Here is a 25826-nt window from a genome sequence, read left to right on the forward strand (position 1 = left end):
GTAATTTTTAGTGTGTGTTTTGCGAAGCGTTAATCTAAATTCATGATACAGCGCGTCTGAATTTTTTACAAGACTAAAATACTCGGTTGTTCAAAAAAAATATAGATATACTGTGATTATAATGACTTAAGCCATCTACCACTTGTACACTTTCCGAAATTTGAGGTCAGTGGCCCTAGGATTTTACCCCAAGTGTCCATAATATAGACACTTTGAGTGGCCTTAGACTGTGAAAGAACCCTCAAACTTGTAAAAATAATGAACTGTCCATCTTTTGAATACTCTGGATCCTCATTTGAACCGAAATCTTTTGTTAATCTAACGAGATTTTGGCCATCAGAACCAACCTTAAAGAGGTCAAAACGATTATCTAACCAGCTTGAGAAAACAATTTCTGAAGCACTTGGGTGAAAACGTGGAGTTGCATTGTATTTACCGACATAACTAATACGCTTCACATTCTTCTCTAGTCCACCTGGATCCATTGTATAGATCATTGGCTTCCCAGGTCTTCCCGATAAGAACGTTAGGATTGAACCATCCGCACTTAGTGATGGATCAACGTCAGGAGCATAGCTTTTCGTTAGGCGTGTGATCGCACGAGTATTTAAGTTCATACGGTAAAGCTCAGCATTACCTTGATGTGATAGCGTAAGAATAATTTCATCACCATTATTCGTAAAGATTGCACCAGAGTTAATCCCCTGCCTCTTTGATAGAATACTAGTTTTCTTAGTTGCTACATCATAGAGCATTAGGTTGACGTTCTTCTTTGCTCCTTTAACTGACTCATCAATCAAACTGTAAACGATTTTAGATCCATCGTGTGAAACCGCAGGAGAAAGTACAACACCATTGTGCCATGTTAATCTCTTTGGATTGGCACCATCAAAATCCATCATGAATAGTTCTTTCTTACCATCTGGCATTTTATAATCAGAAACGAAAACAATCTTATCTTTGAAGATAGAAGGCTTGCCTACTATTGCACGATAAATCTCATCTGAAACAGCGTGAATGGCAGCTCGATCATTGGCATCATAAGGAATCGACTTTGATATAAGCTCTTGTTCCGCAGCGATATTCCAAAGCTTATACGATAATGTCGTTTGCGTTGCACTTCTAATAATCTTAAATCGAACTAAGAAGTTCGTTTCTTTCGTTTTATAATTTGTAAATCGTACATTATCAAAAGATGTCTGAGAGATACGACGTGGCAGAACGTTGAAATAATTCTGATAAAACTTAAAGTCATTTCTTACTATATTGATGTAATTCTCTGACTGCTCGACTTCATTAGGTGTAAAAACTCCTTCAGAGAATATTTTTTCAACTAATAAGCTTTCTTTAACAACTTCAGCATCTCCTACAGAGACGACAGTCAGTCCACCATCAGCAATAACGTTAAAACATATAAGTAAAAAAACTAAATACTTCATAAAAACTCCTATATAGGAAAGGCAAGAACGAGTTCACCTGCCACTAGCCTATTAGTAATTTCTTTCTTCGGACGAGGAAATGAGCCTACCGCGCGTACTGATCCCACGGCCTTGCTATCATATTCCGCATTCCCACTCGATTTTATAATTTTATATTCTAATAATTTACCCTGTGAATTGATGAAAACCTGAACGTGACAAGATAATTCAAGATTCGCTAGATACGCTGGAAGTCTCCAGTGCTTTCTAACGGCTTCCATTACAGAGATAACATAATTGTCAAAGTCACCTTGTGCCTGGGCGCTACCAGTTCCTGTATAAGAGGACCCCTCACTTAACTTATTTCCAGCTGCAATAATGTTGCTATAGTCAGTTGTATCTTCAACGACCTTTTGCTTAGGCTTTACTTTTGATTTCGCTTTCGTATCTGTTTTTACGTTACGATTCGCAAATTTTGACAGCATATCTTTTAAAGACTTCTGCTTTGCCGCTTTTTCAAGAACGGCCTTATCGCTTCCACCTGTCTCCTTTGCCTTTTCCTTAATCACTTCAACTTTTTCTTGAGGCGGAGGAACCATTTTTTTTAGCTCTTGATAAGTCATTTTTGGCATGGCCACAACATCAACCTTAATGGCCTTTCCAATTACACGCACCTTATCTAGGTTGGCCCTCTTTGGATCAAAAGGTGTTCCTAATTTGAAGATCGATAGAAGATACAGTCCTAGTATTAGGATTGCATGGGCCCCTAATGAGATAGAAATGTATTTATTAAAACTCTTTTCGATACTACTTATCCTCTAACTCTGTTACCAGAGCAATATCATTTATATTATTTGATTTTAAATAAGACATAAGCTTTGCTACCTTACCGTATTCAAGCTGATAGTCAGCTCTGAGAAAAAGAGTCTGTGATTTAGTCTCCTTTAACTTATTTGAAAGTACTGCAATTAGCTCACTTAATAGGATTTTATCCTTTCCAACATAATACTCTTCTGAATTTGTAAAACTTAAAACAACCTGAGAAGAGTTTAAGCTCATGACATTTACTTCTTTCGTTTTTGGTAAAGTAAGTTCAATCCCATTTAACATCAAGGGCGCTGTAATCATGAAGATAACAAGTAGAACTAACATAACATCAACAAGTGGCGTTACGTTGATCTCTGATACCGGTCCATCTCCATTACCACCAGAATTCATACCCATTGCTTACCCCTAAATTATGATTTTGAAGAAATATATCTTTCAACTTCGTTGATAAATTGATTACCAAAAATATGAAGTTGTTCTTTTAACTTATTTCTTCTTTGTCCAAATTTATTAAAATACCAAGTTGCAGGAATTGCAGCAACGAGACCAACTGCAGTTGCAACAAGTGCTTCTGCAATACCTGGAGCAACTGTTTCAAGAGTTGCACCACCGCTTGCAAGTCCAGAGAATGAATCAATGATCCCCCAAACTGTTCCAAATAACCCAACAAATGGTGTAATCGAGCCAATTGAAGCAAGAGTTGTTAGCCCATTGCTCATTTGCTGATCAACTTCAACTGCCTCGTTTGATAGAGCACGCTCCATTGATTGGTTCGCAATAGACGAATAATGTTCTTTAATAAGTCCATAGTTTTCACCTAAAGCAATTTCTGTTTTTTTAAGTTCTCTATAACCTGAAAGAAATAGTCTCCTTAAAGGACTATCTTCAATTGTTTGAGCATCATGATAAGCCTCCTCTAACGAGTTAACACCACTAAAGAATGTTTTGAACTCACGATTGGCCTTTTCTGTTTTATTAAAGAGTGATCTCTTTTGAAAAATAATAGTCCAAGAAAGCACAGATGCCGCGATTAAAAGAAGTAAGTCTAACTTAACAACAATGCTTGAATCTAAAAGGATTTGGAAAATATCTAAATTATGACCTTCCACTATACTTCTCCTTGCTTTTTTAAAATATATGAATATGCGGATGTAACAATTAATAAACTAATAGCTGGTACTATTAGGTTGCTTAGTTTTGAAAAGAATATCGAATAATATGTACCCCATAATGGGTCATGACCCAAGAAGGCAAAAAGAGGTACAAAGACAATTGATATAAATATCATTCCCTTAAGAACTGAATAATTAAATAAATAAAGATGAGCATAAGCTAAGAAAAATAAGAACATATGCCCAATTTCGAGACTTGTATTTCTTGGGAATAAAACAAAAAGAGATAGATATAAGAAAGATCCCTCAGTTAGAATATGAAATCCCTTACCTACTCTTCTAGACTTTAAAAAGATTTTTGAATTTAAGAACTCAAAGAAGAAAAATACGAAGATTAAGATATTATGAACAACTAATTGCCAAAAACTAAATTGAACATTCTCCATATGCGAAGGTCGACTAAAAAATACAAAGACAATCAAAGTTGCGATCGAAATTAAATAAGTTGGAACATTTACACTATTGTACCAATCGAAAGATAGCTGACTCTTGATATCTTTAAATTTCATATCTGAGAAAAAATAGATTGAAACGAGATATCCAAGAACTCTGGCCGTTACTAAAACTTGCCATGAAAAATCATAAAGCCAATTCTCTACAATTATAAGCTTATGCCCAAGCCTAAAGTGGAAGAACGTAATAATTGAGACAAGAATAAAGTAAATAATCCAGTATATTATTGTCGATGTGGCGTACTTTGCCAGATAAATAGATTTTTCTTTGGCGAATAACTTCATACTAATTCGTCGTTGGGTTTATCCAATTCAATTGCAGCTCAGGCGCTGGATAAATCTTTGAATAATTCTTATAAAGTAAATTCCCTTTTGTTAAAGAATCGATTTTCTCTAATAAGTGATAATAGTTTTTCCAATACTTTGGATTATTTTTTAAAATAATATCCATTTTCTTAGTTGTCTTGAACTGATCTTTGAAAGTAAAACCAGTGTTAAAAACAATATCACTGAATCGAGCCAATACCTTATGAAATTCTTCTTTTGGAAATTGCTTCTTATAAAAATTATTATTCATTAATTTCAATAGTGTTTCATCATCAAATTTTTTAATAAATTGTTGATCCTCTAATCTAAGTAAATCCTCAAATAGTAATAGAGATATTTGTAGTTTCGATAAATCCATTGCCCTAATAAATGGGACACTAATAACAAATAAATAGTGATTAGTTGATAGAGGAAAACCAAAGTGTGTCACATTAGGTGAGTTTAAATATAAAATATCAAACTTAATACCAAAATAGCCTACTTCCTTGAGAAACTTTGCATAATATTCACGAACACCAAAATCCGGCTTATGGAAATCCCATTTAAGAACACCAACATTTTTTACTAACCAATATTGTGTCATGATATGCCAAAAATCTTTTCCAGCAGGTGTATTATAAAAGGCCTTCTTTTGAGCATCGACATCAACTTGCTTTTTCTTTGCTTGCTTGGCCTTCTCTTTTGCAGCTTTTTCAAGCCCGTCTTTTTTTAGAACTTTTTGAATTTTATTAAAATTCACAAATTCATTTTCAACAGGAAGGTTATCTTGTGCATTTACGTTAAATAAAAGGAGAAATGATAAGAAGTATTTCATTACTTACTCTCCCCTTTAATAAGAAGGTCTTGAAGCCTTCCCCAGTAATGTATTTCAGTAACACCGATATCAATTTGATCAAAGAAACGTCGATACATATCTTGCCAGCAGCTACTTGGTTTTGTCTGCGCCAAAACATTAGTACTCATAAAGCCTTTATAATTCGAATACTCTACTTGATAGAACTCTGAGATTGGTGAACTTAATACGTAAAAAGGTTGTCCACACTCAAATGTAGAAAGAACTCGTGAGAACTTTGAAGGGTTTTGATGCAGTTGAGAATAAACTGACTGCACGTAGTAAATCGTCTTCTTCTGCTCACTAGTAGACTGAGCCTTAGTTTGAGCAAAGGCCGGTAGAAGAAGAAAAAATACTACAAATATTCTCATTAAACTTTCCATCTAAATTGAATTGTTTCCCATTCGTGACATTGAGGACAACGCCAGAAAATTTCATCTGAGTTGTATCCACATTCACGACAGTAGTGCTTCGTAAGAGTTTGGTGCATATTTTCCAGAAGATCCTTTGTCTGAGTTACAGCCTCTTCCTTCTTCCCAAGCTCAATTAAAATTTTAATATATTCTGATTTTAAAGCTTGTGAAGTTGCATTTGATTTCTTATCCCACTCACTTAGCAACTCGTATGCTTTATGTAGTTTACTTTGTTGTTTATAAAGTCTGATTTTAGTAAGAATGATAGATTCATTAGAAAGTAATTCTTCATCATTCATTTCTAAAAAGTATTCAATCAGTAAATTCAATCTTTTAAAGTATTTCTCTTTTTCCTCTTCACTTCCCTTAAAACCTTCTTCAAGTGATTCAAATGCAAATGAAGCATACATTGGTTGCTCTTTTAATAGCTCAACAAGATAAAACTTCGCCTCATCTATATTTCCTTCATGAAGAAGAATTCTAAGTTTTAAAATCTTTGCTGAAACAGAAGGAGCAAAACGAAAACCATCTTCTAAATCCTCAATAGCTTTTGATAGTTGCCCATTTTCAAAGAACTTCTTGGCCTTTTGAACTAGAATATGTGAAATCGTTTCTGATTGATTCTCATGCCCTACTTTTGAAAGCATTATGCGGTAATTATAAGCTTGATCCCAGTCCCCAATATCTTCATAGATACGGCAAAGAGATTGGATTACATCATATTCATCGCGGTTAATTTTTAAGACATCTTTATAAGTTTCGATGGCCTTATCAACAAATCCACCCTTATCAAAATCAATTGCTAATTCCTTTAGGGCACGAATACGATGAGATTCGGAAATATTATCTCTGGCAATAAGGGAGCGGTGAATACTGATTGCTTTTTCAATTTCACCATTACTTCTAAATAGACCACCAAGTGCAAAATAAGTATCTATTGTTTCTCTATTAATATCGACTGCACTTAGAAACTCTTTAATCGCAAGGTCGCGATTTCCAGAAATTAAGTACTGAGTTGCATTTAGGAATACTTTTGATTGGGCTTCAAAAATCGAGTTACGATATCTTTTCGATAGTTTTACACCTGTGTCCTTCTCACTAAAATAGTGATAGATCAGAATAAGTGTAAATACGAATGCTACAACTGCTAGGATATGATCTTGTAGCCAATTTAAGTATATATGCATTATGCCTCTATTATTTGTACATTAATGTTGTCGAGCTGTTAGCCTTAACAAAGTTTTTAACGGCCCCTTTAACATCTTCTAAATCTTCTATAATTGAAAAGAAATTAGCTTTCTTTTTAATCTTCATTTCTGAAAGGTTTAAGTCCCCTTCTAGTTCAAGTTTTGCATGAAGTTGGCGAGCACATGGCCAAAGTCCAACAAGATCATCAACAAGTCCAAGCTTCTTAGCTTGTGCACCTGAGAAAACTTGACCTTGAGCAACCTCATCTATTTCTACTGTGATTCTTTCACTACGCTGTGCTGCTACATCGTCTTTAAATTGCTTATGAACATCAAGAGTCATCTCAGTCATAAGAGCTCTTTCTTCCTTTGTCATTGAGCGATTTGGTTGACCAATATCTTTGTAGCGTCCGGCCTTAATTGTTTGTGGGTTAACCATGGCGAATTTATATAATTCAGAAAGGTCAACAAATTGCATGATCACACCAATTGAACCAGTAAGAGTTCCTGGTGATGAACAAATCTTCTCTGTTGCCGCACCAATATAGTAACCACCACTTGCAGCAATCGAAGAGAAAGAAGCATAGATTGGCTTTGGATTCTTTGTTACTTCAGCGTAACTTCCCGCTCCTCTAATTCTTAAAATTTCTTGATAGATTTCTTGAGTAGGTGCAACAGCTCCACCTGGTGAGTTAACTCTTAGGATAATTCCCTTTACCGATTCATCAGCTTCTGCACGATGAAGAAGTTGAATAGTCTTCTTCGCGTCCATGATGACACCTTCTACCTCAATCAGAGCAATCTTATCCTTAGACTTCTTACTCGACGAAGCAAGATCATTATTTCCTTTGAAAATTGTTACCGTATAAGCGGAAAATAAAATTAATACGACAAAGAAAACTGCAACCATTGCCATAAGGCCTATGACCGCACGATCTTTTGATTTTGATTTCGACAAAGCATCCTCCCTGAGCTTATAAATCCTACCCCTCTATCTTCCCAAAAATATTGGATTTCGTAAACTTTTTAACAAGTTACAAACTTGCCGATTAAAGTAAATTTGTCCCTATCCGAAAAGGTATAGGAATCAAACCGCAAATGCGAAGTGAGGGATATATGAAAGGTTTCAGCATTAAGACAATTGCCATAATTACTCTAGTAATTCAGTCTAGCATTGTATTTGCTGAGAAGTATGAAACACCCGCATTTTATCAAGAAGCGCAAAAGCCAATTTCATTCAAAAAGAAAGTAGTTCACCATAAGAGTCAAGAATCTTGGGAAGACTCTTATCAAGTGGAAGATGACTCTAAATCAGAGAAGTCAAAGCGTCTTCCATCTTCAAAGAATACAAAAGTTAAGTATTGGGATTACGAGAATAAGAAGTAATCTTACTTCCAAAGATTTAGATCTTTTTCAAGCTCACTCTTAAGCTGGCCGCAGGCAGCTAAGATATCACTCCCCTTTGTCGTACGAATTGTCGTCGTGATTCCACCATTATCGAGTTGATTTTTAAACCAATTGATACGACTTACACTCGGGCGTTTAAAGTTAGACTCGGGATACTCATTAAAAGGAATCAAATTCACTTTTGATACTTTCTTAGGAAGTAGCTTTAAAAGTGCATCGACATCTTCGGCACGATCATTATATTGATCGATTAAAAGATACTCATATGTAATATAACGATGGGCCTTAAGAGGAATCTCTTTAATGGCCGTTAGAAGTCTATCGAGATCATACGCCTTATTGATTGGCATAAGTTCTGTACGAATTTCATTGTGAGCTGCATGAAGTGAGATTGCGATATTAACAGGTGGAAACTCTTCTAATTTCTTGATAGCCGGTACTAGTCCAGATGTTGAGATCGTCACTCGTCTTTGAGAAAGACCTAATGCCTTTTCATCAACCATAAGCTCTGTTGCGGCCTTTACTTGTTCAAAGTTATGAAGAGGCTCTCCTTGACCCATGAATACAACATTTGAAAGTCTTTCTTCAGGTCCAACGTTTTCTCTTAGGAACTTAGTTACGGCAAGGAATTGTCCAATGATCTCCCCTGCTTCAAGGTGGCGCATAAGTCCCATTGTACCAGTATGACAAAATGTACAACCAATAGCACAACCAACTTGTGATGATACACAAAGTGTCTTGCGATTTGAGCGAGCTGGGATCATAACTGTTTCAACAGTTTTCCCATCTCTCATGGCCACAAGAAACTTTCTCGTTCCATCTTTAGATAGTCCATTCCAAACAATTTTAGGAAGTGTGAAATCAAAGTTTTCCTCTAAGAGCTCTTTAAGATTCTTAGAAATATTTGACCATCCCTCAGGATTATATTCGTGTTTTTCATAGACCCATTGAAGAATTTGATTTGCTACAAAAGCCTTCTGACCATTCTCAACGAGGAATGATTTCAAAGACTTAGGTGAAAGCGAGTAAAAAAGCTGCTTTTGCATATGATTCTCCAATATTAGGTGACATTTATATGGTCAGGGACTAAATATTACAAGCTCCTCTGTAGAATTTTTGCTATTTAGCCTATTCTTTGGTCTATTAAGGTTGAAATACAACAAAATCTGATGACATCAGGACAGATAGGAACTGAGATGAAAAAAATTAGCCTATTAATAACTTCCCTACTTTTACTTCAAGGCCATGCTCTGGCCGGAAATAATATGGCCAACCTGGTTTATAAAGTTCCGGCAAAAAATAAAATACTTTCAACAAAAGGCTCTCTTAACTGTTTCGATTGTAAAATGCCCTCTAAATTTACAGTCACCATTTGGAATATGTATAAAGGTAAAGAAGATTCTTGGTCAGCAGATTATTTAAAATTAGCTAGTGAGAGTGAAATCATCCTTGGGCAGGAGTTCTTACTTCAAGGTGAAATGAAGGACGTCTTATCTAATGCTAATCGCGAAAATATTTTGGCAACTTCATTTTATGATACGAATGGACAAGCAACTGGAGTTTTTACAAGCTCAACAGTAAAGGCCGTAAGTAAACAAGCCTTTCAAAGTAGCGACCGTGAGCCTATAGTTAATACACCAAAACTAGCGCTAATTTCAAAATACCCTGCTGATAATGGACAAATCATTACATTTATAAATATCCATGCTCTTAACTTTGTGGGAATCCAACCTTTCACAATTCAAATTGCAACACTTCTTAGTGCAATTAAAGATAATGCAGGACCAGTTATATTTGCAGGAGATTTCAACACAAATGCTCCGACAAAAACTCTCATAATGAATATGTTATTTAAGAAAGAAGGCTTCAAACAGGCCCGATATACTGGCAGAGATGATCGCATGACTTTTCTAGGACAACCTCTTGATCATATTTGGTATCGAGGGCTAAATCTTATTGAAGCAAGAGTTCTTGGTGAAATCGAAGGCTCCGATCACAAACCTATGCAGGCAGAGTTCGAGCTAATTGATTAAGTATTAGCTTTGACAGTTTAGCTGATAAAAAGAAAAATTCAGCTGCATTTCTTTGCACATTTGTGCTCACTTATAGATAATTAAGATTAAGTATATTCAAACAAAAGGATTTGTTATGAAAAAGCTTATGATAAGCTTAGCCGTTGCTTTATTTGCAACTCCATCATTTGCCCAAGAAAAGCTCGTACACAAAATACCAAGCGAAGATAAAATCATTCAAGTTAAACAAGGACTTTCTTGTCATGATTGCCCATTTCCTAATGAATTCAAACTGACGGTTTGGAATATGTATAAAGGCAAGAAAGATAGTTGGCAAATAGACTTTGAAGAATTAATGAATGAAAGTGATATTCTTCTAGGACAAGAATTTAGCTTTAAAGGAAAAATGAAAGAGCGTCTCTTTAATCCGGAAGATGAAGAGATTATTCTTGCAACTTCATTTATTAGTTGGGGTAAGCACAATACTGGTGTAACTAATATTTCTAAATATCCAACGATTCAGATAACTCCTCTACGAAGTAAAGTGAGAGAACCATTTATTCGCACACCAAAACTATCTCTTGCGAGTCAGTATAAACTTGAAGACGGTAGGAGTATTACTTTTATCAATATTCACGCTATTAATTTTGTAAAAAAGAAGTCTTTAAAAAAACAAATCAATCAAGTCGTTAATTACATTAGAACAACAAACGGTCCAGTCGTCTTTGCCGGTGACTTCAATACCAACTCTAAATCTAAAATAAAAATGATGAGAAATATTCTAAGCAGTGAAGGCTTTCAGGAAGTTAAATATACTGGTGAAGATGATCGTATGAAATGGCTTGGTAATAAACTTGATTATATATGGTATCGCGACCTTGAGCTAATTAGCGCTAAGGTTCGCGGAGATGTAGAAGGCTCAGATCATAAGCCTTTACAAGCAAGTTTCAGAATTCCTATCGAATAAAACTCGATAGGAATCCTTTCTTTGTTCTTTCTGGATTTTCTAAGACATTGCCATGTTCAATGAATGCTTCTAATAGCCCACCTATTTTCTTAGTAACTTCTAATACTTTGTTGAAACACTCTGGGGAAATAAGACAAACCTTGTCTTGCTTTATTCGATCACTTAAATCATAAGCAAATTTCGTAAGCTCCTCTTCATCGAAGAAACCACTTAAGTAGCCATCAGAAGTAATTTCCATACGGGGACCAAGCTCAACTTCATTAAAATCAATTGATGACTTTGCAGTAAATATTGATCGGATAAAGAAAAGACTGTGCTCTTCACTATAGACATAACTTACATATAAAACTTTATCACTTCCACCCATCTCTACTCCGAAATTATCCCAAAATCTAATGAAATACTTCCCTTAGGCATAAAGCTTAGCTCGATCTCATGTGGAGTATTATTAATCTCAACATGATTTTGATCGATCATTTTTTGGAAAACGTATTCCGATGGATATTTAATATTAAGTTTCTGTTTATAACTTGAAGGATTAAAAAAGCTGATGCGCTTTACCTTATCATACTTAAGGTCTGAAGACGCAACCGCCCTCTCCTGCCACTTGTATCTAACTTCACCACTTTGAGAAATATCACATCCAACATAACCTATGCTCTTTGTAACTTTTGACCAAAATGTATTTAACTCATCATCACTACATTCTTGAAAGTCATTTGAATTAAAAATAAGAAGTCTTCCCTCACCCATTGTGACAGTATTGATCTCAGTTAGAAAGCGAATCTTTTCAACACTTAATTCATTTTCTAAGTAGAATGACTCCAGTCTTCTTCTTAAATTCTTTTCAAGGTATGCGATATCAATAAGTACTTTTCCACCGCTCATGAAGAGTTTCAACACTTTACCTAAAAGTTCAGCGTTGATTTCTTTTCCATTGAAGTAGAAAAATTGAAATGGGCTTTCAACAAAATCTTCCCAGTGGAACTCATTTATATCGCTATAGCTATAATTCCAACTAAATTGACTTTTACAAAAATCAATAAAGCCAGAAAATGCAATGATCTCTTTGCTCTTAAAGTCTTTCACATTATGAAAGATATTAACCGCATTTGAAGTTTTAAAAATAAATTCATTATCTGAAAGTATCGTCTTATCGTTATAGAATTCGTCCAAACGAGAAGAATTAATGACTTGTTTCTTTAAATCAGAATAGATCCCATTCTTATTTCGATTTGGAAGAAGAATTGATGAAGGAAGAATTCCATTATCCAAACTCTTAAGGGCATCATCAATAATCTTCGTATCACTTACTTGATCAAGCATTCGGTTTTCAATTGAATTCATCGATCCTTCTAAGAAGGAAAAGTTCTTAACACCTTGCCAGTTCTTGTCTAAAGAATGCTTAACGATATCAATATAGATATGAGAGATTGTTTCATTATATTCAATAATAAACTCATGCTCTTGTTCAGCAGTTATTTTCTCAAGCTTAAGTTCCGCCTTCTTCATTTCCACAAAACGACTAAATCCACTTTGGAATGCGATTGAGCGATCAAAAATATAAGAATGAAAGTGTCCATGAGAATAATGACCACAATTAGCACCCCATAAAGGAGCATTAATTCCACTTTCTTGAAAATATGAGTTTAGCTCAGAACAAAAGCGAGTAAATCCCTTATAAACACGTGGATCATAGAAGCTATAAAAGTTATGAATTGTTCCGTCACTATCAGCACTTGCGCGATTAAGGCCATATTGATCACAGCTAGCTGTTCTTGCTAAAAGATATGGAATTCCACCATTTGGTAAATAAGGTACTGGCGAAACAGGTAAAAGAAAGATAATTTCCTTATCTAGCTCTTTGCAAATATCATAAAGGCGCTTGAAGTCCGTCTCGGGCTTTTGCTTTGCAAAATCAATCTTATCCCCCGTATCAGTATGGAAGCTCCAATTAATCGGTACGATAATCTTGTCCGTTAAAGACGTTTGTTCAATTTTAGATTTCCAAAGAGAAGCTGAAGTTTTCCAGTAGAAAAACCAATTCTCTCCTGGAAATACCGTGTCCTCATCCTTGACTACAGGTGTTGTAAGCATCAATCGACTCCTTAAAAAAAATTGTAGGTCATGTAAAACACTTTGACAATTTCAAGGACTTACAATTTTTATCTTAAGCCTAAATATTGGATATTGTCTAAAAACATCTTTGGGATTATTGCCATAGGATGTAAGACACGGTAAGTTATTTTGATTAAAATAGACAGAGGGGATCATATATATGTGGTATTTCACAGAGGAAGAAAAACAAATCCAAAAAATGTGTCGTGACTTTGCAAGACAAGAACTAGCTCCTGTTGCAGAAAAGCATGATACTGAAGAAAGTTTCAATATGGATGCTTTCAAAAAAATGGGTGAAATCGGAGTTCTTGGAATAACTGCTGATCCTGAATATGGTGGTGCTGGAATGGGTGCACTTGCCGCAACTATCGTTATGGAAGAATTTGGAAAAGCATGTGCTTCTTCAACTCTTTCTTACCTTGCCCACTCTATCCTTTGTGTTAATAATATTGAAAATAACGCGTCTAAAGAACAAAAAGAAAAATACCTTCCAAAACTAATCACTGGTGAGCACATCGGTTGTATGGGTATGTCTGAACCAGAATATGGATCAGATGCTGTTGGTATTCAAACAAAAGCTGAGAAAAAAGATGACCACTACCTTCTAAATGGAACGAAGATGTGGATCACAAATGCACAATATGCAGATATTGCTTACGTATACACAAGAACAGGTAAAGAGAGAAAAAATCTTTCAACATTCATTCTTGAAAAAGACAAAGGTCACTTTGACTTTGGAAGCCCAATTCACAAGATGGGTATGCGTGCATCGCCTACAGGTGAGCTAATCTTTGACAACGCTAAAGTTGGTCTAGAGCAACTTGTTGGCAACGAAGGTGATTCAATTTACCACATGATGAAAAACCTTGAGATTGAAAGAATCACTATTGCAGGTATCTCACTTGGTATCGCACAAGCTTGTGTTGATCAGTGTATTAAATATGCAAACGAAAGATCACAATTTGGAAAAACTATTGGTGAGTACCAAATGATCCAAAAAATGATTGCGGAAATGGCAACTGAAACCGAGATGATGAGAAACTTCCTATACAACGTAGCTTACCGTTACGATCAAGGAGAAAAAGGTCCAGTAGTTGCTGCACAAGTAAAATTAGCTATTCCTAAGATGGCAACTAAAATTGCACTTGATGCGATCCAACTTCACGGTGGATATGGTTATTCAAGAGAGTTCCCGGTAGAGCGTATGATGAGAGATAATAAGCTTAACGAAATCGGAGCGGGAACAAATGAGGTAATGATTATGATTATTGCCAAAAATCTTCTAGCACAAGCAAGAATGTAAATAATAAAAAAGCAGCTCTAAGAGCTGCTTTTTTTATGCTACTTTTAATTCAGTTTGTGTTTCACCTGAACCATATAAATCAAGGGCCCAAGTATGGACGAGATTTTCAATCTCTGTCTTTTCATCTTTCTCTTTAGTAATACGTGTACGAACAAACTTAACAAAATCACGCCAGCTATCATCTCTACCAGCAAGGATTTTACTCTTTCTCATCTCATCGCGTTCAACAGATTCAAATTCAATCTGCATTAGATCACGGGCCTTCGTTCCATCAGGAGCAAAAAGATCAAGATAATACATTCTCTCATTCTCATCCATTGCAAAAAGAAGTGAAACCTTCTTCCCTAGATCATAAGTAGCTAGAGACTCTTTTAAGAACTTTGTCGGTAACTCTCGTACTAGCTCGGAAGGAAAGTTCTTCTGGCTAAGTTGAGTGAACTCTTCAACATTAATATTCTGCTTAAGTGTATTGAAAATACTTCTTTCAACAGCAGAAGAAACATTTGGAAGAATATCATAAAGCTTCTCAACAAATGGTAGCTTTGACTTCGATTCAACATACTGTGAAAGAACTTCTTTAATACGAGCCTGGTTATCCCTAACCTCACTCTCTTGAATAATTACTGAAGACATTAAAATCTGATCAACAGTTTCTGGTTCACAACTAGAAAGAACTTCAGCGATAAAACTCTCACTTAAAGCATTAAGTACAAGTGAAACAATATATGGATCTTTTTCATAGATCTGATTGATCATATCAGCATTAAGCTTTAGTAATAAATCGTAAGTGTTAGGATCTTCAATAACTGAAGGTAGGATTACACTTTGTACGATTTGGTTACTAATAAAGTCATTTGCAATAGAAAGCTCATTTGCAGTAAGAGGCTTATTTAGTAAGTCTCTCCACGTTGCTTTTTCTGGCTCACTTAACATCTTGAAAACATCTGCTAGTGCACTATTATCAATTTGTTGTACAAGTGCTCTAAGAGCAGCATGTCCACTTTTAGAATCTTGAGCTATCCATTTTTTCACAAGAAGGATAGCTTCTTGTGGTGTATTATTAGCAAAAACTTTAAATCTCTCGATACCATTAAGAGAGTGAACACCTGCAAGGCCATCTCCACTACCACCACCGGCAGAGATCATCTCGCCCGCACCTGACTCATCATCAGATTCAGACTTGTCACTTTGCATAGTAAAATTACCACCAGCTTGTGAAGCACTATTTAATTCAAAGAATCTTGAAATTAGACGGTTACCAACAAATCCAATAAGTAACACACCAAGGACGATTGCAATGATATTTGAAACACTACTTAATGCTTTTAAGAAGTCACCTTTTGAAATGACATCTTCTTTTTGAGGAACATTAATAGTGTAAGAAAATTTAAAGTTAGGAGTAATATCATTCACACCAAGTTTAATAGACTTGATAAGACCCTCAATTCTAACTCTTTCGTCCTTAGCAATATCATTTGGAAGACGTACTGAAATATTAATTTCAGAGATATTTTTAAAAATATCTATTGAAGTATTATACTTCCACATCTGTTCGATCATACTAGGCTTTGCCTTAGTAGCGTCTTTTAGCTTTTTAATTTGCTCAACAAGTTTCTCTTTCTCTTTAGAGAAATCTTCTTTCATTTGATTCATTTTATCTTTAGAGCTATCCCCCATCGTTAGAAGGATTTTTCCTGAAGGAGAGAAATCGTTGAAATCATCAATAAGAGGTGCCTCCATACCAAGGCGAGAAAATACAATACTCTCTCCGTAGTCTGTTTCAGGAACATCATTTGTAAACTTGATTTCAGCATCAGATTTTGTTTTCTTCTCTTCATCAGACTTTGCCATTTCAGCATCATCAGACATATCAAGAGTATTTCCATCTTTCCCGTTTACTCCACCATTGCTTCCTTGAGGAGCGGGATTGAGTGGAATACTAAAATTTGGAGTTTCAGGTGTATTCGTTACAATTTCTACATCAACGAAAAAATGTTCATGGCCCAGAATAACTCCGGTACCTCTTTGTAACTTATCGTGAACCTTCATTTCTAGTTCATTCTTTTGCCACTCAAGACTTGGTAAAACATTCATCTTCGGATTTGAAATTGCTGCAGAAGAAAGTAATAGTAATGAGATAAAAGCTAACTTCTTCATTATTTACCTCCTTCATTCTTAGAAACATTAAATTTCTTTTCTAAGTAAATCTTCATTTTATAGGCTTCTCTATTCTTTGGATTAATCCCAAATGCTTTACGATAAAAAGCAAGAGAGTTTTTAAAGTCTTTCTTCATATAAGAAATAGAGCCCTTCATTTCGTGAATAATTGAAAAATGAGGAAATTTTGCTTCTAGCTTTTCTAATTTTGCAAAAGCTAGGTCGAAGTTCTTACCTCTCATAAGTCTTAGTACGTCAAATAAATCACCTACTAGGAAATCGAAGTCTTGTGCTAGTTCGATATCTTTTTCAACTTTTAAATTAGCACTAATATCAATATCTGATTTCGCAAGCATTGGAACTGACAAACTGTAAGGCTCGAAGCCTGGCTTGAATACTTCAATTTGTACTGGACCATTTGCTCCATAATTGGTTTGCATTGTTTCGACATCAGTTTCATAAGGAGTTTTCCCAAGAGAAACTCTTTTTCCATTTTTATCAATAACATAGACATCACAATCACTAGGATCAGACTTAACATTAAACTTAGCAGCAAATACAGATGTAGATAGTAGTAGTAATAATAAGTACTTCATTAAAAAATTATTTATAGATATTGGCTAATACCTACAAATACCCCCATTTTAATTCCAGTTGTTTTAATTCCAGTTGCACGACTAACTGCCGCTTCAGCTTTAATTGTTCTATTCTTCCCCCAGCGCCATCCGCCACCAAGGTTAACTCCCAAATCAAAGAAAATATCTGAGTATTTAGCAGATTCGGTATTGTAAATAACATAACCAGGACCAACAAAAGCACCCCAATAGTACTTACTAGTCGGTGTAATCGTTAGATTCTGTCCATTACTTGTATAAGTGTACTTAGTTCCAATATCACCAAAGTACCAGTTCATTCCAATCGTCGTTGAGTAAACACCTGTTCCTTCCGCCGACATCATTGGAAGAACTCCACTAATGTAGTAACTCTTTTTTAATTCTGACTTAAATTCCCAATTCACTTGAATAGAAATTGCAGAAACAGCAGCTGCAGCAGCATCTGCATTTTCCCCACCAGTTGAACTACCGTCAGTATTCTGTAAAGTACTCTCATTTGGTGTTACCGAATAGTTCATCATTCCCAGTGATATACTTGCAGAATTAAAGAACTTTTCATTTGCAAAGATACTTGTACTCAAGAGAGTAAGTATCAATAGTTTCTTAAATGTCACTCACTGTTCCTTTTGAAACATGCCATCGAACACCATCGATATCGTTTACATTTAATGTGATTTTGAGTTTTGATTGATGATCAGCTCTAAAGTTTTTCACATAAATTGATGTATAAAGATCAGGAAGACGAGATTCCATCACCTTGCAAATATCGTTTAATCTCATCTTTCGACCATGCCAACTTACATTTGCTTGAAAGTCACCGTCTGAGAAATTGAAATTTGTAAAAACACCAGTTAACTGAAGTCCATTCTTCCCACGACTAAACTCAACCGAACATTTTGTATCTTCAGTTTTTAGATTAAGCACCCCATAAAGTAGCTCAACAAAATCTTTTAAAAGCATTTTTGCTTCATTTGTATTTGCATATAGAAGACAATCATCCGCATATTGAAAATCATTTAGTGTTAGATTATTGTTAATCCAGTTTAATCTTTTTCCAAAAACTTCATCTTCAATGAAATTATAAGCATCAAGCTTCTTTGACTCCATTAGAGCTGTTCTTTTAAGTGAGATCTTATTCATTACATCAACAGGAATCTTATAGATCCAACCATAACGATAACCAGTCGACTGATCCATTGAAGTATGGATGATATAGTCATTTAAAATATCATTACAGTTCTTAAAAAGATTACTTGTATCTGCTAATCCCTTCTCTTTGCGAAAAGTTTTTTTGAAGAAATCGTCCCAATTCCCACCTTTTAGATTAACGTTATTAAACATCTTTCTAAATTCAGAATTCACTTTGATAACTTGGTCATTTTCATCAATAACTACTAAAGCAATACCTGGAAGATTTTTAAAAACCTTAGTCTTCTTAGCTGTTTTTTCTAAATCAACCTTATGATTTGTATTATCTGCCACATCAAAGAACTTCATTCATTACCTCGCGATTTCTAAACTGTAGAAAATCTTTTTCATCAATATTCTTATATTTTACTTTTAAAACTAGATTAGTTTTCTTCCCACTTCGTGTAAGTCTAATTGCAACTAGATTAGAGAATCCACGACGGCCAAAGATATCCCTTTGCATATTCGCCACAGTAGTACGAACATTACCAATATTACAAAGTTGTATAGTCATAAAACTTGGCGTTACGTAAAGCTTTACGGCTCCAATATCACCAATAACTCTCTTTAGTAGCTTCATTTCTTCGATTAGTAACTTTTGAACGAGATAAGCATTAATCAGTTCTTTCTCTAAACTATTTTGTAGAATTTTAACTTCCACATTTTTAATCTTAAGAGCCTTTACACATTGATCTCTAAACGACTTACTAAAAATTGAAAAATCTTTAACTTGTTGCCTTTGGTTATCACCAAAATAAATTAGTGTTTCCTCATGCGTTGGTCTCACTTCTGGAGATGCATTAGAGAATAGGCTTTCAATTTTTTCCTTAAAATCCATAATCATTATTCCTAATTATAAACTAGCCTTACGCCAAATATTTGATGAGATGTATCGAATGCCGATGATGCTGCAGATGCAAGATTTACAATTTCAACATACCCACCAAGACCAAATTTCTTATATAAATTAACTGAAAAATCGAGAACATATTTATCACCATCAAGTGGTGCAGAGTCTCCATTTGTACTTAAATCAGAGGATCCAATTAATGCCTTTTTATAAAAACCTTCGATAACAGTTTTTTTGGCGAAATGCTCGCTAATGTACTTAAATCCAAATCCAAACCAAAAGACATTATTGGCAAAACCAGAAACCCCGGCCCCTCTATCTTTAATATTGGCAAAACTAATACGCTCATATTCAGCATCAACTGAAGCAAAGAAAGAATCTCCTATAAGAAGTTTGTTATATGCTCCAAAAACAGACATACGAGGAGATATCCCATAAGGATTTTCACTAAGAATATTTGAAAAAGCACCACCAATAGAAAAGTATTCTTGCCACTCTTCTACTTTGTAATTACTTAGATATGTTAAATTAATACTCGTAAGATTTGTTCTTGTATCTACTGTTTCATTTGTACTTAGAGTGTTAGATGCTAAAGTTGTCTCTTTAAGATATCCAATCGCATAAAAGCTATCTGGTACAAGAGTAAGAGTAGAAGGTTCTACTTTTTCTGGTTTTACATTCATTCTTAAGTCTAGATCTGGTGATTTAAACTCACTAATTTTAACCTTATCTTCTTTTTTCTTTTTCTTTTTCTCTAATTTTTTGTTTTTTAGCTTCTTTACATCGGCACCAACAATAATTTCTTCAACAGCTGCAGACTCTTCAACTGAAAAAATACTAACGGCATTAGCATTTACAACTTGTGAATTTCTTTGTGAGTTAATTGCAGAAACTATATCAGAATTTAATTTCTTCTTTATTTTCTTCTTCTCTGGAGTTTCTTTTGAAGGACGTAAGCTTGAAGACCCATCTCCGTAGAATAGTTCATACAATAGTTTTCTTACTTCTAAGTGAAATCTCTTTCTTGGAACGTTATTCTTTGAAACTTCTGTAACAATCTTTCCATTTTGGATATCTTGAATTTTAAAATTTAAAACATAAGAGTTTTCACGTTCTCTTTTCGTTGAAATATCTAGAGAGAATGTATTTTGATAGATGGCCTCAGCACTATCCCCCATTAAAATTTCAAATGAAGATGTTCCTAGAACGATTTCCATTGCTGACTTACGAATAAGTGAAAGGTCTTGCCTTTCTATTCCCTTTGCCTGAACAACTCGAATCATCATGTAAGGAGTAATCTCTTCATCTTGAACAGTCGTCACTGAAGCTGCCTTAACATCGGCTGTTACAGCGTTTCCATCCGTTGCGAATGAAAGAGATGATAAGAGAAATGTTAGAATATAAATGTAAAACGAGTTCATCACCTATATATTCTAAATTAATAAAATATCAATTAATACAGGGCAAAAATCTCTTAAACCATCTGATTTTATTGAGTTTTTTATGAAGATTTTGTTAAGAATTAAACTAAAAAGAGGGTTTGTATTACCCAACTAATTCATTGTGGATAATACTTCCCTCTTTTCTTAATAATCATCTTGAGAAACACGACATCTAGCTGCACCACTAAAGTCATCATAAGCATAAATAATTGTATCTAGTGGAAAGTCTTCCCCACCAACAATCTTAGACAAACTATTACAAGTACAATTATCACAGCTCTTAATAAACATAATGCTATCAGCTTCATTGTGCATATTTGTTAAATCACAACTAAAGCCAGGAAATAATGGTGCAATATCCTCTGGTGCGTCGGCCAACCAGTGTGGGAATGCAAAGAAAGGATAATCACTATTAGTATCGTCAGCATTAATTAAGTAATAGTCATTTAAGTCAATAAGCTCTTTTGCTCTAGTTCTGTTACCACCCTCTTTTCTAATTGTGCGAGTTGATCCCTCACAATTTTCAATGGCCTCTGATTTTGTAATAAAAGTAGGAGAACCAGATCCTTCAGGAAGAGCAAATTTATCTATAATTAATCTTCTCGAGTAATCATAAATTGCAGTCTCGTTAGGTATGACTACTTCTTTCGTCGTAAATCCATTAGGCATAGAAAGATATTGTTTACCTGATGAAGTTTCTCTAACAGCAACAACTCTTAAATAATAAAATCTATTTTGTAGCAGTCCTGTGATTTCAACATTCGGTGTAACACCTGCAGTTTCAACAAAAGTTAAACCAGTTGAGTTATATAAATCATTTAAACTACTTTCAAACTCACTATAGTAAACGCGATAAGAGATAATTGGTCCCCAGTCATTATTGATTGGTGAAAAATCAACCCATTCTAAATAAACTCTTCCTGTATCATCTGTTTCAACATTAAAGATTTCATTTGTCATTGCATTTGAACGGTTTGGTTCAATAAAACCTTTTACATAAATCGGCAGTGTCGAAACTGATGCCCTCTTACTATCGTAGTATTTTAAAATAGCATAGTTTTGACTTTCATCGACGTATTCACCAAGGTATGTTTCATCGAACGTGAATGTTACTCTCATCGTACAAGTACTAGTCGTATTGACATTGAAACCCCACTCTTCCTCTGGAAGACCTCCCCCTTCATCATCACCAAAGAAACAAGGTCGATTTAACTCAACCTGAATGAAGCCTTGGTTATAGACTGTATGAAAGTCACCTGCAGGAATTGTCGCACTTTGATTACCAACATACTCTCTATACTCTTTCAAGAAACTTGCTTTCTCATCACTTGGATTATTAAGATTAATATTCTTAATCAGTGATCCACTTGGATAAGAAGAAAGAATCGGGTGCGCAGGATTCGCATAAGTTCCAATATCAATAAAGTAAGCATTAGGAATTGTTCCACCTGATCCGTCACTAATATTATTTGTAATTAAATTCCCTGCCGCAACTTTGGCCGGATCAACTGCAGTAAATTGAATTCTAAACGATTCTGCATAGTACTGATCTGTACCAATATCATAAGAGAGAATACCGTAGCGAGTAGTCAAAGGTAACTCAGCAATACTGGCCTTATGCTTAACATCTGCAAAACAAGATGCCCCAGGAGCTAAGGTTGCTCCACAATTTACTGACTCAAGAGAATATCCCACACCTGCACCATTATTATCATGGATGGCCCCAAGAAGAGATGTCTTTAAGTTAAATTTCACATTATTAACTGTCGTAGTTCCTTCGTTTGTGAAAACGAGACGAGTTTTTGCATAAACATTTGAACCTCTAACGGCTTCCACCCCTACGGTTGTTGCAACATCATAGCCATTCATTTCAAGGTTATGAGTTGTTTCAGTGACATCTAGGGTTTCAGTATGTGAATTAGTCAGCTCATCATATTCAACAGTATACTTTTGAGACTTCATAGAAAGTCTTCCTGTATTTGCAGCTACTGCTTCTGCAACAACTAGAATACGTAGAGACTTAATATTATTTGTGTAAGCATAAGTGTCACGATTAGTAAGAGTTTGAGATCCATCTCTATATTGAATTTCTAATTCAGTCTGAAATGTTCCTTGTACAGTAGGAGCAAATCCTAGTTCAATATTTGCCAAAGATGCTTGTCCAACATTCCCAGGCATTGACGTAACAGAGAATTCACTGTCACCATTTAACATTTGAGATAATGAAGAAGCTTGTTTTTCTCCAGCATTATAAAGTTGAAATGGTAATGTTACTATATCTCCAGCATAGAAAGTTCCTGCATAATAAACATAGTCATAAGTTGTATCACGATACGGAGCAATTCTATTAACAGACTTTGTAGGTGCATAAGTAATAGGCTCTACAGCAGTACCTTTTGCAAGATCTCGATACATAGCTGGAATTGTGTAACTTCCAAAGCTTTGTCCCCATTCTCCGGCCAAAGGAGAATGAGAAGGGATGTTTACTTGTTGACGCCATAAAACCGCACTAATCATCGGTTGCGCCCCTTCTGGTACAAGTGCTGCTGATCTTCTTGAGTTTATAGCAACAGGATAATCTTGAGTCATATAGTATCCACCGTGCCCATCTAATTCAGGAGTGTATCCAGTACCGGCATCCGCAATCCCATCTCCATCGAAATACCCAAAATTGAAGAAATCTTGAACCATCATTCCACTACTATATTCTCTTAGCGCATGTGATCCATTTAAAGGCGCAGAAAAGTGACGTTGCCACCTGCGGTCGTTCGTAGTGTAATAGCTATCTTCTCTTTTATCATTTGAAAGCTTTTCCAATTCAATTGTTAAACTACAAACCTCTCCAGGAGCAAGAAGTGAAGGTGCATTTGTCCCTGGTGAAGTTGATACTGGCCCCATCGCGCCACCAAAGTCCATAACGTCATAGCAATCCTTATCAACACCTGCCACAAGTGCAGAGCTTGGGTTATTAACAATTTCACCTCCAAATAAAGGTGTACTTGCATCAGGGGCCCAAAAGAAAGTCCCTGGAAAAACTAGAGGAGTGTTCAAATTAATGTATGTAATACCACCTGTACCAACATTTTCTAATTTTAAATGGAAGTAACGTGTTTCATTAGCTGTAACAGGAGGAGTTGTAATCCCTTCTGTCATTGTAAAATCAGAATAAGAGAGGAATCCTTTTCTAACGAGAAGGCCACGCATCTTCATTTCAATTTCACGATCAGTGCGGGGAGACATATCATCATTATAAGTTGTCCCATCTTTGTATTTGATTCTGAAAATTTTGTAACGATTTGGATAAGCTTCTAGTACATCGTACATTGCTGAGTTTTCTTCATTCTCAGCCGCTGTACTATCTGGGTTTGTTGATACAATTGGATTTAGATCAAATAAGATATCACATTGCCCATTATATGGATTTAGGTAGTCACACCCAGAGTTTTTCACGTTTTGGTAATAGTTATTAATATTATAACTTGTTTCTGTAATAACATTAGCAGTAGGTTGAGCTCCGTCTGTAATACTTACGACCTCACCAGAAGTTGATCCACTATTATTCACTCTGATTCTAAGTCTTTCTTTATAATTTGAATTTGCAATTAGAGAGATTCGACCTAAGTCATAATCAAATAGATCGTTATCAACGGTATCTGTATTAGTATATGTTGTATTCTTATACTCAATTACATTAAAGCTTAATTTAGCCGCAGCTAAGTAGTTAGCATCTTCAACAATATAGTTATTTTCGTCAGCATCTAAGTCATTTTTAATAACGACATTATCTTTCCATGTTGAATCATAGCGAACATTAAAGCGGTAGTTATTAAAATTACCATCAGCTTCAAACTGCACACTAGGATGAAAAGTAACATTAAAGAAACAAGATCCACCTGGATCAGCAATCGTTCTACCAGCAACTTGCTTTAATGCTGTATTTGTAATTCGACCATCTTCACCACGAATATAGTTAAAATCATTTACATCAATAAAACACTTACTTGAATCGAAGAATTTAAAAGGAATTGTTGTCAGTGGAAGATCACTTGCACTACTCGTTAAATCTCCTGAAGGATCGCGACATACGAGATTATCGCCACCAGTACTTTCGTCTCTTAAACAACGTGCAACGAGCGTATTTGCAGCATTTCTTACGTCAATACTTAGAACAATCGCCTCTTTATATCCCTTATTTGATACTTTTAATGTTTGAGTATCGATATTTCCTACAACAAGATCATCAAAACTTAAGTTAGGAAGACCACCGATTTGAATATCACCTTCAATTCGAATTGACTTAGCATCAAAGTAAACGTTAAGGGCATTAACACCACCCTCAGGGTCACGGCCATAGTCAAATCTAATATTTGAATTGTAATCAACATCAACATTGCCATCAGGTGCACCAACACCATAATTCTTTGCCTCAAATTCAACAAGAAGTTCACAAGTTTCATTTTGTAAGAGTACAGTTCCACATGTATTTGAAACAATACTGATCGCATTTGAAGTCGTGTTATCAAGCTTTGTCATTGTGATATTACGGGCCCTTAATTCTCCCGTGTTTACGACAACAAGTCTTTGGGAGAATACTTTTGGCTCTGTTCTTTCAACAACACCGAATGAATAATTAATCGTCTCCTCTTCAAAGACTAATGATGCTGGAGTTCCTGTTAAGAACTTTAACTGAGTTGACTTCGAAAAATTATCGATTAGAGTTTTGTAGTTAAATTGAAGATCTTGCGTGTGAATACCTGAAGTACGAGCTTCATATCTTAGCTTATAATAACAAGTTGCTTTAGAAGCAATAACGAGACCACAATCTCCACCAAAGCCTGGACTTTCTGATTCCCCTGCTTCGTCAGGAAAGAATTTAACACCAGCAGATGAAGTTTGATCAATAAGCAATTGAGCATCACTTAAGTTATAACCAGTATTATTCTTAACTCTTATAAGAATTTCGTCACCAAGTCCGCCAAGTAGGAACTCTCCTCTATCAAGATCTCCCACGACTGAAAATTCAACCGTACCGTCAACACCATCATTTAAAATTTCAGCTGTCTCATCTGCCTTCTCCACCGGAGTACACGAGATAATTGTTATAAAGAATAAGATCAACCAAACGTACTTCTTCATTTA

23 protein-coding genes are annotated in these 25826 nt (G+C 35.2%); 4 read left to right on the forward strand and 19 right to left on the reverse strand.

Translation table 11 applies throughout. The annotated features are described in order from the left end of the window. Nucleotides 1–116: 116 nt before the first annotated feature. The 9 genes from ACMAYS_RS06305 to sppA form a co-directional block, all read right to left on the reverse strand. The gene (locus ACMAYS_RS06305; protein ID WP_392990921.1) at nucleotides 117–1439 is read right to left on the reverse strand and encodes a TolB family protein; all 1323 of its coding nucleotides are present in this window, start codon (nucleotides 1437–1439) and stop codon (nucleotides 117–119) included. Between the two features lie 8 nt (nucleotides 1440–1447). Then, nucleotides 1448–2092, reverse strand: coding sequence for a TonB family protein (locus ACMAYS_RS06310; RefSeq protein WP_412462949.1), 645 nt, complete (start codon nucleotides 2090–2092; stop codon nucleotides 1448–1450). Between the two features lie 133 nt (nucleotides 2093–2225). Further along, nucleotides 2226–2642, reverse strand: coding sequence for a biopolymer transporter ExbD (locus ACMAYS_RS06315; protein WP_392990917.1), 417 nt, complete (start codon nucleotides 2640–2642; stop codon nucleotides 2226–2228). Between the two features lie 14 nt (nucleotides 2643–2656). After that, entirely contained in the window at nucleotides 2657–3355 is a 699-nt protein-coding gene (locus ACMAYS_RS06320; RefSeq protein ID WP_158246752.1) for a MotA/TolQ/ExbB proton channel family protein, read from the reverse strand. Then, nucleotides 3355–4155: a hypothetical protein gene (locus ACMAYS_RS06325; protein WP_103216365.1), complete on the reverse strand. Its 801-nt coding sequence runs from the start codon at nucleotides 4153–4155 to the stop codon at nucleotides 3355–3357. Before ACMAYS_RS06325 ends, ACMAYS_RS06320 begins: the two co-directional genes overlap by 1 nt. Nucleotide 4156: 1 nt before the next feature. Continuing rightward, nucleotides 4157–5011 (reverse strand): hypothetical protein, encoded by an 855-nt coding sequence (locus ACMAYS_RS06330; protein ID WP_392990915.1) that lies wholly within the window; start codon nucleotides 5009–5011, stop codon nucleotides 4157–4159. Beyond that, the gene (locus ACMAYS_RS06335; RefSeq protein WP_103216363.1) at nucleotides 5011–5400 is read right to left on the reverse strand and encodes an SH3 domain-containing protein; all 390 of its coding nucleotides are present in this window, start codon (nucleotides 5398–5400) and stop codon (nucleotides 5011–5013) included. The genes ACMAYS_RS06330 and ACMAYS_RS06335 overlap by 1 nt, the downstream gene beginning before the upstream one ends. Next, the gene (locus ACMAYS_RS06340) at nucleotides 5400–6629 is read right to left on the reverse strand and encodes a hypothetical protein (RefSeq protein WP_103216362.1); all 1230 of its coding nucleotides are present in this window, start codon (nucleotides 6627–6629) and stop codon (nucleotides 5400–5402) included. The genes ACMAYS_RS06335 and ACMAYS_RS06340 overlap by 1 nt, the downstream gene beginning before the upstream one ends. 10 nt (nucleotides 6630–6639) lie before the next feature. Further along, the gene (gene sppA / locus ACMAYS_RS06345) at nucleotides 6640–7587 is read right to left on the reverse strand and encodes a signal peptide peptidase SppA (protein ID WP_392990913.1); all 948 of its coding nucleotides are present in this window, start codon (nucleotides 7585–7587) and stop codon (nucleotides 6640–6642) included. Between the two features lie 158 nt (nucleotides 7588–7745). Here sppA and ACMAYS_RS06350 point away from each other — a divergent pair, with 158 nt between their 5' ends. Continuing rightward, nucleotides 7746–8015: a hypothetical protein gene (locus ACMAYS_RS06350; protein WP_146037736.1), complete on the forward strand. Its 270-nt coding sequence runs from the start codon at nucleotides 7746–7748 to the stop codon at nucleotides 8013–8015. 2 nt (nucleotides 8016–8017) lie between these two features. On the opposite strand, the gene rlmN is transcribed toward ACMAYS_RS06350, so the two are convergent. Continuing rightward, the gene (rlmN, locus tag ACMAYS_RS06355) at nucleotides 8018–9082 is read right to left on the reverse strand and encodes a 23S rRNA (adenine(2503)-C(2))-methyltransferase RlmN (RefSeq protein ID WP_103216359.1); all 1065 of its coding nucleotides are present in this window, start codon (nucleotides 9080–9082) and stop codon (nucleotides 8018–8020) included. Nucleotides 9083–9232: 150 nt separating this feature from the next. Between rlmN and ACMAYS_RS06360 the strand changes: the two genes are divergently transcribed. Both ACMAYS_RS06360 and ACMAYS_RS06365 read left to right on the forward strand, forming a co-directional pair. Beyond that, nucleotides 9233–10069 (forward strand): endonuclease/exonuclease/phosphatase family protein, encoded by an 837-nt coding sequence (locus ACMAYS_RS06360; RefSeq protein ID WP_412462950.1) that lies wholly within the window; start codon nucleotides 9233–9235, stop codon nucleotides 10067–10069. Nucleotides 10070–10184: 115 nt separating this feature from the next. Continuing rightward, the gene (locus ACMAYS_RS06365) at nucleotides 10185–11015 is read left to right on the forward strand and encodes an endonuclease/exonuclease/phosphatase family protein (RefSeq protein ID WP_412462951.1); all 831 of its coding nucleotides are present in this window, start codon (nucleotides 10185–10187) and stop codon (nucleotides 11013–11015) included. Here the strand turns inward: ACMAYS_RS06365 and ACMAYS_RS06370 are convergent. Both ACMAYS_RS06370 and ACMAYS_RS06375 read right to left on the reverse strand, forming a co-directional pair. Beyond that, nucleotides 11005–11382: a hypothetical protein gene (locus ACMAYS_RS06370; RefSeq protein ID WP_412462952.1), complete on the reverse strand. Its 378-nt coding sequence runs from the start codon at nucleotides 11380–11382 to the stop codon at nucleotides 11005–11007. The two genes, ACMAYS_RS06365 and ACMAYS_RS06370, sit on opposite strands and share 11 nt — an antisense overlap. A gap of 2 nt (nucleotides 11383–11384) precedes the next feature. Then, nucleotides 11385–13112, reverse strand: a complete 1728-nt coding sequence (locus ACMAYS_RS06375; RefSeq protein ID WP_103216355.1) for a hypothetical protein — start codon at nucleotides 13110–13112, stop codon at nucleotides 11385–11387. A gap of 181 nt (nucleotides 13113–13293) precedes the next feature. Here ACMAYS_RS06375 and ACMAYS_RS06380 point away from each other — a divergent pair, with 181 nt between their 5' ends. Then, entirely contained in the window at nucleotides 13294–14436 is a 1143-nt protein-coding gene (locus ACMAYS_RS06380) for an acyl-CoA dehydrogenase family protein (protein WP_103216354.1), read from the forward strand. A gap of 33 nt (nucleotides 14437–14469) precedes the next feature. On the opposite strand, the gene ACMAYS_RS06385 is transcribed toward ACMAYS_RS06380, so the two are convergent. From ACMAYS_RS06385 to ACMAYS_RS06415, 7 genes are all read right to left on the reverse strand, one after another. After that, entirely contained in the window at nucleotides 14470–16593 is a 2124-nt protein-coding gene (locus ACMAYS_RS06385) for a hypothetical protein (protein ID WP_392990906.1), read from the reverse strand. Further along, nucleotides 16593–17189 (reverse strand): tetratricopeptide repeat protein, encoded by a 597-nt coding sequence (locus ACMAYS_RS06390; RefSeq protein ID WP_103216352.1) that lies wholly within the window; start codon nucleotides 17187–17189, stop codon nucleotides 16593–16595. Before ACMAYS_RS06390 ends, ACMAYS_RS06385 begins: the two co-directional genes overlap by 1 nt. An 11-nt stretch (nucleotides 17190–17200) precedes the next feature. Beyond that, the gene (locus ACMAYS_RS06395) at nucleotides 17201–17821 is read right to left on the reverse strand and encodes a hypothetical protein (protein ID WP_412462953.1); all 621 of its coding nucleotides are present in this window, start codon (nucleotides 17819–17821) and stop codon (nucleotides 17201–17203) included. Further along, the gene (locus ACMAYS_RS06400; RefSeq protein ID WP_412462954.1) at nucleotides 17811–18704 is read right to left on the reverse strand and encodes a hypothetical protein; all 894 of its coding nucleotides are present in this window, start codon (nucleotides 18702–18704) and stop codon (nucleotides 17811–17813) included. Before ACMAYS_RS06400 ends, ACMAYS_RS06395 begins: the two co-directional genes overlap by 11 nt. After that, entirely contained in the window at nucleotides 18691–19233 is a 543-nt protein-coding gene (locus ACMAYS_RS06405) for a hypothetical protein (protein ID WP_412462955.1), read from the reverse strand. Before ACMAYS_RS06405 ends, ACMAYS_RS06400 begins: the two co-directional genes overlap by 14 nt. 11 nt (nucleotides 19234–19244) lie before the next feature. Further along, complete coding sequence (locus ACMAYS_RS06410) at nucleotides 19245–20666, reverse strand: hypothetical protein (RefSeq protein WP_412462956.1); 1422 nt, start codon at nucleotides 20664–20666, stop codon at nucleotides 19245–19247. A 165-nt stretch (nucleotides 20667–20831) separates the two neighbouring features. Next, a complete protein-coding gene (locus tag ACMAYS_RS06415; protein WP_412462957.1) occupies nucleotides 20832–25823 on the reverse strand; it encodes a fibronectin type III domain-containing protein in 4992 nt (1663 codons plus the stop codon). Nucleotides 25824–25826: the final 3 nt, after the last annotated feature.

The organism is Halobacteriovorax sp. RT-2-6 (assembly GCF_047085025.1).
Lineage (GTDB): Bacteria > Bdellovibrionota > Bacteriovoracia > Bacteriovoracales > Bacteriovoracaceae > Halobacteriovorax_A.